Consider the following 14,684-nt stretch of genomic DNA (forward strand, 5'->3'; position numbering starts at 1 on the left):
TAAAAATTTATCCAGTATTAATCCAACCACAGTCCTTTAGTGTTTTATCTTGTTCGTACCCATTCCCACTATTTACTGTAGTCTCAACCAATAGAATGCATGGAGATAATCGTTGGCATTCTCGTAGATATCCGTATACACTTCAATTACCTACCTCATTTCTATTCAGTTGTATCATCACCCAAGCTGGACACCATACTTGGAGGAATTTCAATGTCTGATGTCTTACCAGACGGTCTCGAGAGCTATTATTCCATCCCGACGTAGGTACAAGACGTCCTGTCGCTCTAGTTGACCGAATCCTTCTCGCAGTCTCTTCTTCAAATGGTAATGTCGAGACATCCACTGGTACAGATCTCTAACCCAGCTCACGAAGCGAACTACATATATGTGGGTCATACGAGTGGTTGAAGAGTGAATTTTTCTACAATCAAATTGCTTATAGCCCATCGTGGTCTAAACGGGCTTAATCATGTCATCCCGTAATATGGTCTTAGTCACAATTGACAGTGTTAGAGCGGACCATTGCGGATTTCTCTCTGAAAGTGAAACAACACCTACACTGGATGAGATTGCTTCAAACTCGGTCGTCTTTGAAAATGCGATCGCTCCAGGGCCCCAGACTCTATCTTCTGTACCGGCTATCCATACCGGGACTCCGTTACCCGTCACTGATCACCAAATTACGAGTTACGGTGAGCGTATTAACAGAATTAAGGAACACATTGGGTCTCACCGGACAATCGCGGAGGAGTTTGGGGATATGGGCTACTCAACAGCATGTGTTGAAGCGAACCCTTGGACTTCTAGTACCGCGAATTTCGATAAAGGGTTTGACTATTTCTATGATGTTGGGGGCGAACAACGCAAGCACGTCTCTAATCGGTTTGAGGGAACAGCTCTCGGACCACCGATTCGTACATTAAAGCGATGGTACAACAAGGACGGGTGGTTCTCTCGATGGCCTCAGTTCTACGACCAAATTATTTCAGTAATCGAAGAACTTTCGGAGCCGTATTTTGTGTGGATTTTCTTACTAGACACCCACAATCCATACTTTGTAGGACGAAAAGACCGGGTAGAATCATCAGCGATTGGGATGTATTATTCGCTAGCCCGTGCAAATAGCGTTCTCGGTGGAGCGAATGACGGGACAAATTACAAAAATCGCCTCCCACCACACGTTGAAACCCGTGTTAAGAGAGCTTACCGAGACAGTATTCGCTCGGTTGACCGATTCATCGATGCTCTACTCACAGATACCGCTGATGATGATCCTATACTAGCGCTCTATTCCGACCATGGTGAAGCATTTGGGGAGCATGACACCTATGGACATCAACACCAACTCTATGAGGAGAACATACATGTTCCATTCCTAGTGTATAATGTAGGAATGGATGAACGTGTTTCTGACCCAATTAGCTTGCTTAAATTAACAGAGACATTAAAGAAGTGTGTTAGCGATGATTCGACTTCACTATCTGACTGGACCAATGATTACGTTTTCAGCCGTACAGAGGACAGTAGTACTGTAACTGTCCGTGGTGAACGTTGGAAGTATATCTCAACGGATAGTAGCGAGCAGCTATTTGATTTAAAGAAGGATCCGGAGGAACAGGTAGACCTTTCGTCGGAAGAAATGGACCAACTTCAACGGTTACGGTCGTTAAAGGAAAGGCGCATGGAATCACTCCCTCAAAAAGACGTGTCCTTAACCGAAAATACAAATGAGGAATTAAAAGAGAGACTTGATGCCCTCGGGTACGTTGGATGAGGTGTGCTCTGTCCCACGGTCTATATGTCACGACTCGTGACCTATCTTGGTCAACGACGGATTTCATGGATATTTGTTCAGGTCGAAACAAAGCCGCCAATTAGTTCCGAAAGAGAATAGTGTTTTCACAGTGGTCTACAAATCGCTTCTCATGAAAGTCGTGCTTGGCTCTCACTATTTTTTTCCACACATTGGTGGGATTGAGTCTGTCGTTGAATCTCACGCCGAAAGATTAGCAGGAAGAGGGCATGATGTTACGGTGGTTAGCAGTAATGCAGGTGCAGACTCATTTAACTCTCGACAAGATGGATACAAAGTGCGACGCTTCAAAGCATGGAATCCCACTGAGTCGTTCGGGGTGCCTTATCCTGTACCGAGTCCTATAGATGCAGGACGAAAGCTGAGAGACACCCTTGAAGATCGCGAGGTCGACCTTGTGCATGTTCATGGGCTAAACTATTTGACGACAACGGCGATTCTCCGACATGTGCCATCTTCCACTCCCGTAGTTATGCATCAGCACACTCCGTTCGTTGAGTATCCCTTTCCAATTCAACAGATTGAGCAAGTTAATGATCATCTCGTCGGTCGATGGAATTTACGGCAAGCCAATCTTGTGTTCTGTATTAATCCAAACATTGAACAATATGTTCAGAAGCTAGAGCCCAGTACAAATACAGAGTTACTCATGAATGGTGTAGATACGGAATTCTTTAATCCTCGTCGTGGACAAGAAGCTTCCCCATTTAATTGCGATTCAGATGCGACGGTATTATTTACTCTCTCGCGGATGTCTCAGAAAAAAGGTATTGATGTTTTATTGGAAGCGATTCAAAGGATAGGCCAGGAAAGCATGGGTATCCACTTTGCAGTAGCGGGCGATGGACCAATGCGAGGAGAAGTTGAAAAGATTGCTCAAAAGACTAAAAATATGGAGATTATGGGGAGACTCACCGACAACGAACTAGCAAGTTGCTATGCAGCGGCGGATGCATTTGTCTTCACCTCAAAAAGTGGTGAAGCATTCCCTACCCTGACCATGATAGAGGCCCTTTCATCAGGGACACCCGTCATCGCATCTGAACTTGCAGAAAATCCCATTGGAGTCAGAGATAGAACTAACAGCATCCTTTTTGAACCGGGTGATGCTGGAGGACTTATAAATGCAATTACGGAAATGGCCACAGACAGAAATCATCTACCAAAGATGAGTGAAAAAGCACGAGAGGCAGCAGAAAAACAATTTTCTATTGAAGATCGAATTGACCAACTCGAGATGAGCTATGAGTCGTTGATTGAACTCAGCAACTGAGTAGAAAAAGTCTACTCTGAGTCCTAGAATAGTCTAAGAATGTTCCTCAGGTCAACCACGACCATGTTTTCAATTCTTTACGAGCATTACCAGCCTTTAAAAATATTTCGCCGGGCTCGCATATCCGTGTTTGAACAGAGCACGTAGCTGTTTCTGCTCTAAATCCCAGCAGAACCAATGCCGCGGTTCCCCCCGAAATCATTCAGGTCCTGAGGATTCACCCGCTCCGAGTTTAGCATCTCCCAAGAGCATAAGATACCTAACAGCCACTCAACTGCGCTTTGGCAGTCACACTCCCTCCAATCGGGGGCCTGCCCGAGACTGAGTACACCTGGTTCCGGCTCTCCACCAGTCCAGAGTACCGACTCTCACCCACAACGCGCTGCTGTTTCGGATACAACTGCGCGGTGGTCCACAAGTGCTAACTCAACAGCAGACAGCCAAGTGCTCGATCGCTCACCAGCCACTCGTAGGTCGGCGCCACGCCAGCACCCCGGTCTTCCCGACCCACCGACGAATAGTACCACGACACTCACGACAAGTGGTCGTCGCTTGAAGACCGGGCTCATCGAACGGGTTGCGGACGCAATCGCCAGTCACATGGGCAGTCCAGAGTGGGGGGATGCGAGCCCAGCGTCGGAGACCCCCTAGAGCAGCCCATCCACGCATCGAACATGGCCGCCCCCTCGAAGAACGGCACCTAGAACGTCTACCAGAAGCCCAGGAAAATCCAAGAGCCCTACCCGAGTCTGCCCGAAGCCGACTTGTGACTCTCGGGGCGGTGAGTACTATCGCTACCGTTCTAATCAAGCGGTTCTCAATAAGAGTAGCGTATAGAAGATTGTACTGATCGTGAGAAGGAGACCGTAGATCAGCACCGGAAGGCCAAAGAGAACTGTTATTGCGCCTGTTTTCAGAACCAATTCGAGTGCATGGCGGGACCTCGTCGGTGGGACTCGCCAGAACACGACAGCTGCAGGCGCACTGGAAACTCCACCCAAAATAGCAGTACAAGCCCGAATAGTTCTGAGCCGACTCATACCTGCTATCGTACCGAAAATCACCCTTCACCGGTATCCTTTATGAACAGTTTCGCAGCGCCATTATTGTAAGTTTGGCTGTACTCTGGCTGGGCTGCCATTTCCGCGGCCGGATCCCACGTGAGTATCCACCGGCCATCATCCATACGATAGACGCCTGGGTCACGAAGGAGGACAGCTTCATACCCATCATCAACGAGTGTGCCGTTCGTCAGAGCCGTCGTCAAGAGTTCGTCACGGAACTCGCTGGGGACGGTCGTTTGATACTTGGAATCGCCACTCGCAGCGGCGGCCTCAAAATCAAGGACTGTGTGGCCATATTGCGCGTCCATATAGACCGTGCCACTGTACCTGTCCGTGGCGAAGTGTTTGGCTTCGACCTCGCCTGCTGTAAGATACTGGCGCGGGCTATCGCGATAGTCGGGGGCTGCACCCACCGCAAATAATTGTGAAACGAGGACGACAGCGATGAGGAACGTAGCGACGCCCGTGACAACAGTTCCGCGGGAACTCGTCACCCGCCCGTATCCAACCGCGAGCAGGACACAGACAGGGACCGCGGAGAAAATCGCCGTCCGTGTGAACCCACCAGCTGCACTGAATACGAATCCGGGAAGGGCGATTCCGACGGTGACGGCGACAACCCCAAGCAACCGCGTCGTTGGTGGGTGGTCGTGAAAGATGATGAGATACAGCCATACCAGACCACCGATGCCGAGCGTGGCAAACACGTACCCGTTCCCGATGAGCGTGTACGTCGTTGACGGGCTGAACGGAACAGCAGTAGCCCGATCAGCGATGACGACGGTCTCAACGCCCAGAATCGAGGCGATGCGAATGAGTGCATCGACAACATACGTTGTCAGAAACAGCCACTGGATGGCCAACCCAATGCTGAGGAGTTCAGTCAGCGTGTATATTGGTCGGCTGGAACTCGCGTCGAACGGTTGTCGAGGGCCGCGATCCGCTGCCAGAAGGGTTACGCAGACGACAAATGCGATGAGGACGGCGATTTTGTGCGACACGATTAACACCGTGGTAAGAACACCGAAAATGAACAGATAGCGGCGGCGGGTGGCGTTGTGATAGGAGATGAGCACCAGCGTGAACGTCGAGAACACCAACCCCGAGTAGAAGAGGGGGATTGGTCGAATCGCGAACTGGATTGTCGGCGCGAACAGGACGACGATGAGTGCCGCGATCAGACTCGTCCGCCTGGTGGGAGAGAGACGGCCAGCCACGGCAGCTGCAGTCAGTGGGAGGATGACGGCTGCCGCAATCGGGATTACAGCTTGGACGGTATCCGCGGGCAGGTCTAACAAGAGGATGTTTTCGCCGAGAAACGTTGCATAGATCGCTGCATCGCCGTAGAATCCAAGCGTGATTCCACTGATTGACCCTGTATCCGCAATCAGTTGACTCTGGACGCCAAACGCGCTTGGGTCGTTGCCAATCAGGCTCTCTGGAATTACAAATGCGAGGACACGATAGGAGAGTCCTACTCCCATGATTACCACAAGCACTGCGGGCAGGGATGCTCGCTGCTGAGAGAAGACGAGTCCTGCGAGGGCGAGGATGGAGATTATCACAGTGAGAGGGAGATACGGCCATACTGACTCCGTCGCGTGGGCAGCGTAGACACCAACTGCCAGAGAAAGATAACTTATGGAAAGCGCTGCTTTCCCCCTCGGATTCATTATCTATGGAGTAGTAACCCGATTTGTTATACCTGTCCATTCAAACCGAGATGACGCTTCCTTGAGACAACCATACGCTAGGACCCTCCGAATTAATCAGACGGACGTGCCCTGCGCATCGACCCACCCACTTTCATCGTACTAGATGGGTTGCCCGAGGTCGGTGTCGAAGAACCGTTGCCCAATCTGGGGAGATGAGGGGCGGTTCGCCGTCCTGTCGCTCTCCCAGACGACATTCTGCGACGGCGTGCCCACTCGTCGTGTCGAGTTCGAGGTTGGTGTAGTCCGCCGAGAGCGAGGGGCCGCGTTCGACGTAGTCCGACTGGTTGCTTTTCGCTGCGACACCAGTGAGGTTCGGTTCGTCCAGCGGGTCGTTACCTGAAAGAGTACTCGGTCGCTCGTGATGAATCACTTGAAAACTCGGTGACGGGTCACGCCCCGAGTTCGTGGAAGGGGACATCCGCGATCGTGACCTCGTGGACGACGCCGACGCCATGGTCAACTTCGCGGCGGAATCCCACGTCGACCGCTCCATCGAGGGCTCGAAACCGTTCGTCACGACGAACGTCCAGGGCACGCAGACGCTCCTCGACGCGGCCAGGGACGCGGACGTCGACCGGTTCCTCCAGATATCGACGGACGAGGTGTACGGCCAGATTCTCGACGGCACGTTCTCCGAGGACGACCCGCTCGAACCCCGGAACCCCTACTCCGCGACGAAAGCGAGTGCTGACCTGCTCGCGAAGAGCTTCGAGACGACCCACGACCTCCCCGTGCTCATCACGCGGACCTGCAACAACTTCGGGCCACGCCAGCACCCGGAGAAGCTCATCCCGAAGTTCATCCAGAACGCCGCTGCTGGCGAGACGCTCCCCGTGTACGGCGACGGGTCGAACGTCCGCGAGTGGATATACGTCGAGGACAACTGCAGAGCGCTCGACGTGGTCCCCCGCGGTGGAGCAGTCGGTGAGATCTACAACATCGGTAGCCACGCCGAGAAGTCGAACCTCGAAGTCACCGCGGCGATCATGGACGCCGTCGGCGCGTCCGACGACCTCATCGAGTTCGTCGACGACCGCCCCGGTCACGACCAGCGCTACGCGCTGGAGACCGAGAAGATAGAGGCACTCGGCTGGGAGCCCAGGTACTCCTTCGAGGAGGGACTCGAACGGACCGTCGACTACTACCTCGACTGAGCGATGGTCGACGAATCGAAGCCGATTCCCCAGGACGAATGGCAGTCGGTCGTCGCGAACGTGCCACTCGTCTCGGTCGACCTCGTCGTCGAACACGACGGTGGTGTCCTCCTCGGGAAACGCGAGAACGAACCCGCGAAGGGCGAGTGGTTCGTCCCGGGTGGCACAGTGCTGAAGAACGAACCCCGTATCGAGGCAGTCCACCGCGTCGCCGACGAGGAACTGGGCGAACCCGTCGTCGTCGACGAACGGCTCGGCACCTACGAACACTTCTACGAGACGAGCGAGATCGGCGGCGTCGACTCGAAACACTACGTGGCGACCGCGTATCGCTGCCACTTCGAGCGCGACGGCCCCAGTATCGTCGGCGACGACCAGCACAGTGCACTCGACGTGTTTCGGCCTCCCTTCCAGGAGTTCCATCCGTACGTCGAGCGCTACCTCGACGAACTCTGATACCGAGCGCGAAGCCGTCTCGAAGACTCAGAGTGTGTGAGGCCAGTCTGTCTCCGGTTCCGACTCGAACAAACAGCGCTTCGGCCCGTCGCCTCCCACCCTACGTCGGAGTCAGACGGCCGGTCCGAAGTTAGGCTCCAAATCTCCCGCTCAGCGGTACTGCCGACAGACCTCCGCAATCCCCTCCTCGAACCCGATCTCGGGCTCCCACCCAGTCGCAGCACGTATCTTCGAGATGTCGGCCATCGTGTCGTGGACGTACACGTCGTCGGGGATGGGGTTCTCGACGTACTCCGGGTCGATGTCCGTCCCCAGCTCCTCGTTCAGCAGGTCGACGACGGTGTTGAACGAGTAGCTCTCGCCTGTGCCGAGGTTGTAGACGCCGTCCAGTCGCTCCTCTGCAGCCACGACGAGGCCGCGGACGATGTCGTCGACGTGGGTGAAGTCGCGGGTCTGGGTCCCATCGCCGTAGAGGACGGGCGCCTCGCCGCGTGCCATGTCGTCGGCGAACTGCGCGATCACGTTCGCGTACTCGCCCTTGTGCTCCTCGCTCCCGCCGTAGCCCTGGTAGACGGAGAAGAAGCGCATCCCGGCAGCGGTCACGTCGTGGAAGTTCGAGTAGTACTCCGCGTACCGCTCCCGGGCGAGTTTCGACGCCTCGTAGCCGGTCCTGGCCTGGACGTCCATGTCCTCAGGAGAGGGCTCGGTTCGACTCCCGTAGATGGAGGACGTCGACGCGTAGACGAGCGTGTCACAGCCGGCCTGCTGTGCCTGCTCGACGACGTTGACGAACCCGTCGACGTTCACCGCAGCCCCCTCCGTCGGGTTCTCCTCGTGCATGGCGTACGAGGAGAGCGCGGCGAGGTGGAACACGACGTCCACGTCGGCCGGAATGTCGTCGTCGCGCACGTCCGCTTCGACGAACTCCACGGCGTCGTCCAGGTTCTCGGGCGTCCCGAGGTAGCAGTTGTCGAGAGCAATGACATCGTTCGATTCGGCGAGGTGATTGGCGAGGTTCGAACCGATGAAGCCGGCCCCGCCCGTGACGAGAATTCGGTTACCGTCCATACTGCTGGTGTCGCCAACGGTCGCAAAAAGCTACTGGCCCACGTACCGGACGGCGAAGTTCTGTCGAAACCCGCAGAGAGCTGCAGGTTCGACCGGCAGTGTGACCGAAATCAGACCCTCCCGAAGTCGCGGTTACGCCGTTTGGCTCTGGTGAATCGCCATACGGCGTTTGATTTCACTGTGCCACGGCTCGCGTGATGTTGTGAACGACACACTTCAGAACGAGTTCACGAAATTCGCGGTCCCAGGTTCGCACTCGCACGGCGTCGCCGTGCGTGCGCTTGATCCCTGGAAACCCCGATGTCGGTCTTCGACCCCTGAGAAGCCCGGATTCGGCCGAATCGCGAGCAGCACTATCTCGCAGGAAGCCTGGAGTCCCGTCCAACGAAACCCCTCACAGACAAAACCGCACGACAGCAACCGATTGTGAAAAATCAGGTCTCCCAGATGGGCCGCTCGACACGGCAGGTTGCGAACGTCGAACGACCCATGAACGCCCCCATCAAGAGCCCTGGCCTCCGATTTCGACGATATTGGAGTCATACTCACTCATCGACCCCGCGCTGGAAACCCTCTCCACAATCAGTTCACAAACCGGATTACAGCCCTACTTGCGGGTGTTCAGGCCGATTGTGGAACGAACAATAGCAGCGTAGCGAGTCTTTAGAGCGCTCTGCGGAACGGAAATCGCTTCGAACCGATTGTGGAACTCGGATCAGAGAAATCATCGTGAACGGGCCGCGCAATGGACGAATCTCAATGTGGAAGTTCAAACGCGATTCCGCACCAGTATCCCTGTGAGTCATCCACCCAGCAGTTCCAATGTAACTGCGTCGCCGAAGATCGAGTCACGCAGCCCAGCGGATCGGATTGGGTTATACAAGCAACTCGAGGATGTCCCGGTTCACAGGTGACTGAGTCAGTACGAATCCGAGTACGAGAACCGTGATGTCTAGGATGAGTTCCTGGCAGAAGTATTGCTCGAAAGATGCACTTCTGGCCGGTCCTCGGATCGGCAGCTACGGGTACAACCTCGTGCACACGTACGTCAGTCCGCTCGCGCTGGCCGGCGTCGGCCTCTGGCTGACCACCCCGCTCGCCGTGCTCGTGGCGCTCGTGTGGGCCGCCCACATCGGGGCCGACCGCCTCGTCGGCTACGGTCTGAAGTACCCGACCGGGTTCAATGACACCCACCTCGACGAGTCCGGTACAGTCCCGTCGAACGATCCCTCGACGCACCACCCTACCGCCGCTCGCTGACTGCGTCAGAACATCGTCAGTTTGTCCCGCCGGTAGAGGTCGAGTTCGCTCACCGTCGAGCCCTCCCGTCCGGCGGCGAACGCGATGGCCTCGGCGACCTCGACCGGTTCGGTGACGTCGCCCTCGTCGTACTGCTCCTTGAACGGCTCCCCTCCCTCGGGGCCGAACTCCGTGCGAACCTCCGAGGGGTTGACGACGGTGACTGCCACGTCGTCGCCGCCGACCTGTGCCGCGACGCTCAGCGCGAACCCCCGGACCCACCACTTCGTCGCCGCGTAAACCGGGTTGAACGGCCGGGGGTACTGACCCGCGAAACTCCCGACGTAGATCAGGTGGCCGGCCGACTCGCGGAGATGTGGCAGGGCCGCCCGGGTGGCGTAGAAGACGCCGTCGACGTTGGTCGCCTGCATCGTCCGGAACTCGTCGTCGGTCATGCTCTCCACGTCGCTGCCCCGCAACAGGCCCGCGTTGTTGACCAGTACGTCCAGTCCGCCGAGTTCTTCGACGGCGGCGTCGACCAGCGCCTCAACCTGGGCGGGATCGCGGACGTCCGTGGAGACCGGGAGCGCCTGGACGTTCTCGTCACGTCTGATCTCGGTGGCGAGTTCTTCGAGTCGCTCCTCTCGACGGGCGGCGAGCACGACGTCAGCACCGTCGCTGGCGAGCGACCGAGCGGTCGCAGATCCGACGCCGGAACTGGCGCCGGTCACGATTGCTACCCGATCATCTAACGGTTGCTCCGTCATACGTAGCGGAATGTCGCCCCTCCACATGTAGCTTCTGACCGTCTCGATGGATCCACGGGCGGAACGCCTCTTCCGGCCGGGCTACCTGACGAATTTGATCGACGAGTGGATTCCTTCCCTCGATGGGGTGGAAACGATGCTTCAGGAGGGAGTGCGCGTCGCCGACGTCGGCTGCGGGCACGGTGCAGCGACGATCATCATGGCGCAGGCCTACCCGAATTCGACATTCGTCGGGTTCGACTACCAAGAGGGTTCGATCGAGGTCGCCCGCTCGCGCGCGGCCGACGCCGGCGTGACCGACCGGGTGAGCTTCGACGTGGCCACGGCCCAAGCGTACGACGGCACCGACTACGGTCTCGTGACGATGTTCGACTGTCTGCACGACATGGGCGATCCGGTCGGGGCCGCAGCCCACGTCCGGGAGACGCTTACGGCGGACGGGACCTGGCTGATCGTCCGCCGGTTCTTCGAAGGGACACAGAGCCGCGATCTTGACGTCGCGCGACGAATAGCGCTGCCGTCTGGAGACAGCCGACGCTGAACGTCGAGGAACTGTCGAGAGATGACAGTAACTACCGTTGAGACGCCGTAACCGGGGCTGTCAGAGTTGAATCTGAGGTCGGTCAGGCCTCGGTCCGGTATCGTTCGCCCGACTCGTCGTAGCGCGCGTCGAGGATGCGGTCGAACTGGTCGCGAGTGAGGTCGACCTCGATCGCACCGAGATTCTCGTCGAGCTGGTCGACGGTTCGCGCCCCCACGATGGGAACACACGTAAATTCGTCGTGTGCCGTTAGCCACCGTATCGCGACCTGCGCCGGTGTCGCGTCGACTTCGCTCGCGACGGCTCGAATCTCGTCGAGGACGTGCCAGCCGCGTGCGGAGACGTACCAATCGTCGAAGTAGTCGTCGATGTCGCCGCGTGATCCGTCCGGCGCTTCGACGTCGTACGTGCCATCGCCGACGCGTTCGTACTTGCCCGTCAGGAACCCGCCTGCCAGCGGCGAATACGGGCAAACCGCGAGGTTCTGGTCTGCACAGACCTCGAGGTAGTCGGCAACGTCCTCGTAGTACGCCGCGTGAAAGAGTGGCTGGGTGACGGTGAACGGTTCGAAGTCGTGAACGTCGGCCTGCCAGAGGCCCTTCGTGAGCTTCCAGGCGGCTGCCGTCGAGAGTCCGACTCGATGCACCTTCCCTGCTGAAACCAGATCGTCGATCGTCCGGAGCGTATCCTCGATGGGCGTCGCGTCATCCCACCGGTGCAGGTACAGAATGTCGAGGTAGTCCGTGTCGAGACGCTCGAGGGAGCCCTCGACCTCTGCCCGGACGTTCTTCCGCGAGAGGTTCTCCTGAAATCGGGATTCCTGTGACCAGTAACACTTCGATGCAATCACGAAGTCCTCGCGGTCACGGTCGGCGAGCCACTCTCCAATCCACCGTTCGCTTCGCCCGTCGCCGTACCCGTTTGCAGTGTCGATGAAGTTTCCACCTCGGTCGGCGAACGCGTCGAGAAGCTCGTGCGCGCTTTCTTTGTCGGTCTCTCTGACCCCGTCGGATTCCTTCCCGAACCGCCACGTGCCCAAGCACAGTTGCGAGACCTGAAGTCCCGTGGAACCGAGTCTTGTGTACTTCACATGCTTCACACGGCAGACCAGTTAGTAAATCCCGGGGACTGTGGCAGCCACTCGTGGGTGACGCCTCGAGCAGCAGAGTGTTCCAGGTGGCTGTCTCTGCCACACTCGCGAGCACCCCGAGCGTCCTCAATTCGGCTCCGCAGGAACCGAGGGATCTGTTACAACTTTCAGTCATAACTACATTCAGCTTTAAAATGTGTTTCTTACAATGGGTGGGGCGATCCTGCGGTAAAGCTGTTTTTAGAGCCACTCCCGGTCAATATCTATCGATCCCAGTTTTTCTTCCTGCGGGGTCATCCAGAAGTTGATTTGGTAAACGTCGACATTTACAGTCGGTGAAGGCCTTCGACGGCAATTTTGAGAATACTCTCAGCCACCTGAATGATAACTTTCAAATCTATCGTAATAACCCTTATATTTGTGTGGGTGTACCACTGGTTTCGCTGTTGCTCTGCGGTCCGAACAGATCGAACGCCGTATAGCGATTCACCGGGGCTAATTTTTAATAACAGACATCTGCCTTTTCCACATAAAAGATATAATTGTTATATTTACCCGTCATCATAGAATATCCGATCTCGTTCGGCCAGACGTATAGATATGACTCAATAGATATCGATTTTTGTGAATTATATTCAGGTTTCAGGAGAATCACTCCATAACTGGTGAACGGTCCACCGGGAGAAACGGTTGTCCTAACCCGACAAACAAAATTATTTTAGGTATTCTGCATTCTTTATGTGTATTGCTCTCGGGTGAGCGAATTCTTCGGTTAGCGTTCTGTGAGAATGGATGTTACCTAGCCCAATACGTGTTATTTTTCTGTTAGTAACTACATGGGCCAGTCGCGTCTCATCGATCGGGAAATGGTGGTAGGCGACCAGCATCGTACGAATCGTCAGGAGTACCCGCTGGTAGGTCGTCCGAAACTGGCACTGTGGTCGCCAGCAGCTCAAGCCGGCGTTCGAGTTGATCCGGCGCGTGTGTGTCGGTCCCGACGACGAACTCGGCCCCTTCCTCCGCGAAGATGAGGAGCACGTCGGGGTGGGGATGAATTGTCCCGTACTCCCGTCGAGGTGCCCAGCGTTGATAGAGTTACGAGCGCATACACCCGTCTTCAGGCGCGGGAGGAGGTCAAGACGTCCTGCCAGAAGTCGTAATTCTCCTTGGCGTGGACGAGGGGGAGTTCGGTTTGGTTCTCGATTTCGATGGTGTAGTGTCCGTCGAACCCGACGTCTTCGAGGGCCTCGTACACCGCGTTGAAGTCGATGATGCCCTTGCCCAGGTCGGTGAACGAACGGAAGTAATTGATGACGTTATCGAGGTGGAAGTCCCCCTCAGTGAGAGCGTCGCGATTGAGTGCGAAGTCTTTCACTGGGTCGACGTCCTTGAGGTGGACGTAGGCGATATCGTCCGCGAAGCGTTCGATGCCATCGGTAACGTCCCCCGCCGGGAAGTTATCGCCGTATGGGTAGTAGTGGGCCGTGTCGAAGAGGAGTTCGAGATCGCCTACAGAGTCGAGGATGGCCCGCGTCTCGTCGTTCTGTTCGACGACGGTCGCGCCGTGGTGGTGTATCAGCGGTCGAATGCCGTGGTCAGTGGCAGCGTCGGCCATGCGACCGGTCCAGGTCTCGAGCGTCTGCTGGTCGACGCGGCCTCGCTGGGGTGGAAGTAGACCGACGAACTCGGCGCCAAGGTCAGCAATCATCGACATGTCATCGACCATCCGGTCGACGGCTTCCTCCTCCTCGGTCCACTCCGCCATCACGTTGTATATTTCTATTTCGTACTCCTCGGTCCAGGCCTTGACGTTGTCCGGCCCTGCCGAGCGAATCTTCTCGATGCCAATCTCGACGCCGTCGTAACGGCAGGCGCTGATGTCACCGAGAGCCGCTTCGATGTCCTCGGCGTTGTACATCATCGTCGTGTAGCCGACTCCCATACCGAATTGGTTCTCAGCCGTCCGAAAAATACTTTCGGGGTTGGAGCCAGCCCCGACGAGAAAACTTGGCTCGACGAGACAGCACCAGACCATGGTGCACCGGACGAACCCACTCGCTGTGCCTCCGCAGTCAACCAACACAGTCACGACAGGCACTTCCGAGTTGGGGATGATTGACTGGGTAGTACTACCGAACACCGCTTCGCCGGCCGGCGTGCGGCGATGGCCGCCGATAACCAGGTACCGTGGCTCGATGTCCTCCGTCACCGAGAGAATACTCTCCCTCGGTCCGCCGGCCCGGCCGATACCGGACACCCGCCCCTCGTCGTAGTCCTCAGCAAGATCGTAGGCGGTCCTGATAACCGGGTTCGAATAGTGCTTTTCGCCAATGGCAGCCAGGATGACCAGACGTCTATCCGGTACACGGAGGACTACATTTTTCGTCCAAGAACGGCTTGCGAGGCGCTTCCAGCCACTCGCCAGCCGGGACGGCGGTCGACTGCCCAGGGTCTTGCCAGCGGCAGCGGCGACACAACTCATATATTGGAGGCGGGAGACT

General features: G+C 56.5%; 10 protein-coding genes and 2 pseudogenes. 6 read left to right on the forward strand and 6 right to left on the reverse strand.

Going from position 1 to position 14,684, the window contains the following annotated elements; genetic code table 11:
* Positions 1-487: 487 nt before the first annotated feature.
* Positions 488-1,777 (forward strand): sulfatase-like hydrolase/transferase, encoded by a 1,290-nt coding sequence (locus ACSC1W_RS18445; protein ID WP_435349137.1) that lies wholly within the window; start codon positions 488-490, stop codon positions 1,775-1,777.
* Between the two features lie 151 nt (positions 1,778-1,928).
* Positions 1,929-3,089 (forward strand): glycosyltransferase family 4 protein, encoded by a 1,161-nt coding sequence (locus ACSC1W_RS18450; RefSeq protein ID WP_435349138.1) that lies wholly within the window; start codon positions 1,929-1,931, stop codon positions 3,087-3,089.
* Between the two features lie 1,060 nt (positions 3,090-4,149).
* On the opposite strand, the gene ACSC1W_RS18455 is transcribed toward ACSC1W_RS18450, so the two are convergent.
* Entirely contained in the window at positions 4,150-5,826 is a 1,677-nt protein-coding gene (locus ACSC1W_RS18455; RefSeq protein WP_435349139.1) for a hypothetical protein, read from the reverse strand.
* Between the two features lie 425 nt (positions 5,827-6,251).
* On the opposite strand from ACSC1W_RS18455, the pseudogene ACSC1W_RS18460 reads away from it, so the two are divergent.
* Together ACSC1W_RS18460 and ACSC1W_RS18465 are read left to right on the forward strand one after the other, a co-directional pair.
* Positions 6,252-7,022 (forward strand): annotated as a pseudogene (locus tag ACSC1W_RS18460) (dTDP-glucose 4,6-dehydratase); the annotation flags it as partial.
* A 3-nt stretch (positions 7,023-7,025) separates the two neighbouring features.
* Entirely contained in the window at positions 7,026-7,478 is a 453-nt protein-coding gene (locus ACSC1W_RS18465; protein ID WP_435349140.1) for an NUDIX domain-containing protein, read from the forward strand.
* A gap of 150 nt (positions 7,479-7,628) precedes the next feature.
* Here ACSC1W_RS18465 and ACSC1W_RS18470 read toward each other — a convergent pair whose 3' ends face one another.
* Together ACSC1W_RS18470 and ACSC1W_RS18475 are read right to left on the reverse strand one after the other, a co-directional pair.
* Positions 7,629-8,546, reverse strand: a complete 918-nt coding sequence (locus ACSC1W_RS18470) for an NAD-dependent epimerase/dehydratase family protein (RefSeq protein ID WP_435349142.1) — start codon at positions 8,544-8,546, stop codon at positions 7,629-7,631.
* 175 nt (positions 8,547-8,721) lie between these two features.
* Positions 8,722-8,841 (reverse strand): annotated as a pseudogene (locus ACSC1W_RS18475) (IS5/IS1182 family transposase); the annotation flags it as partial.
* A gap of 662 nt (positions 8,842-9,503) precedes the next feature.
* Between ACSC1W_RS18475 and ACSC1W_RS18480 the strand changes: the two are divergent.
* Positions 9,504-9,806, forward strand: a complete 303-nt coding sequence (locus ACSC1W_RS18480; protein WP_435349143.1) for a DUF4260 family protein — start codon at positions 9,504-9,506, stop codon at positions 9,804-9,806.
* Between the two features lie 5 nt (positions 9,807-9,811).
* On the opposite strand, the gene ACSC1W_RS18485 is transcribed toward ACSC1W_RS18480, so the two are convergent.
* The gene (locus tag ACSC1W_RS18485) at positions 9,812-10,552 is read right to left on the reverse strand and encodes an SDR family oxidoreductase (protein ID WP_435349145.1); all 741 of its coding nucleotides are present in this window, start codon (positions 10,550-10,552) and stop codon (positions 9,812-9,814) included.
* A 136-nt stretch (positions 10,553-10,688) separates the two neighbouring features.
* On the opposite strand from ACSC1W_RS18485, the gene ACSC1W_RS18490 reads away from it, so the two are divergent.
* Positions 10,689-11,093 carry a class I SAM-dependent methyltransferase gene (locus ACSC1W_RS18490; RefSeq protein ID WP_492764728.1) on the forward strand — a complete coding sequence of 135 codons (405 nt, stop codon included), beginning with the start codon at positions 10,689-10,691 and terminating at the stop codon, positions 11,091-11,093.
* Between the two features lie 82 nt (positions 11,094-11,175).
* Here ACSC1W_RS18490 and ACSC1W_RS18495 read toward each other — a convergent pair whose 3' ends face one another.
* Both ACSC1W_RS18495 and ACSC1W_RS18500 read right to left on the reverse strand, forming a co-directional pair.
* A complete protein-coding gene (locus ACSC1W_RS18495; protein ID WP_435349148.1) occupies positions 11,176-12,183 on the reverse strand; it encodes an aldo/keto reductase in 1,008 nt (335 codons plus the stop codon).
* A gap of 1,117 nt (positions 12,184-13,300) precedes the next feature.
* Complete coding sequence (locus tag ACSC1W_RS18500; protein WP_435349150.1) at positions 13,301-14,665, reverse strand: TIM barrel protein; 1,365 nt, start codon at positions 14,663-14,665, stop codon at positions 13,301-13,303.
* Positions 14,666-14,684: the final 19 nt, after the last annotated feature.

This window comes from Haloarchaeobius marinus, from assembly GCF_051207415.1.
Taxonomy (GTDB): Archaea; Halobacteriota; Halobacteria; order Halobacteriales; family Natrialbaceae; genus Haloarchaeobius.

Coding starts and splice junctions, on each gene's coding strand:
- ACSC1W_RS18490 (WP_492764728.1), top strand. CDS start 10,689: ATGCTTCAGGAGGGAGTGCGCGTCGCCGACGTCGGCTGCGGGCACGGT.
- ACSC1W_RS18445 (WP_435349137.1), top strand. CDS start 488: ATGGTCTTAGTCACAATTGACAGTGTTAGAGCGGACCATTGCGGATTT.
- ACSC1W_RS18455 (WP_435349139.1), bottom strand. CDS start 5,826: ATGAATCCGAGGGGGAAAGCAGCGCTTTCCATAAGTTATCTTTCTCTG.
- ACSC1W_RS18485 (WP_435349145.1), bottom strand. CDS start 10,552: ATGACGGAGCAACCGTTAGATGATCGGGTAGCAATCGTGACCGGCGCC.
- ACSC1W_RS18450 (WP_435349138.1), top strand. CDS start 1,929: ATGAAAGTCGTGCTTGGCTCTCACTATTTTTTTCCACACATTGGTGGG.
- ACSC1W_RS18465 (WP_435349140.1), top strand. CDS start 7,026: ATGGTCGACGAATCGAAGCCGATTCCCCAGGACGAATGGCAGTCGGTC.
- ACSC1W_RS18470 (WP_435349142.1), bottom strand. CDS start 8,546: ATGGACGGTAACCGAATTCTCGTCACGGGCGGGGCCGGCTTCATCGGT.
- ACSC1W_RS18480 (WP_435349143.1), top strand. CDS start 9,504: ATGAGTTCCTGGCAGAAGTATTGCTCGAAAGATGCACTTCTGGCCGGT.
- ACSC1W_RS18500 (WP_435349150.1), bottom strand. CDS start 14,665: ATGAGTTGTGTCGCCGCTGCCGCTGGCAAGACCCTGGGCAGTCGACCG.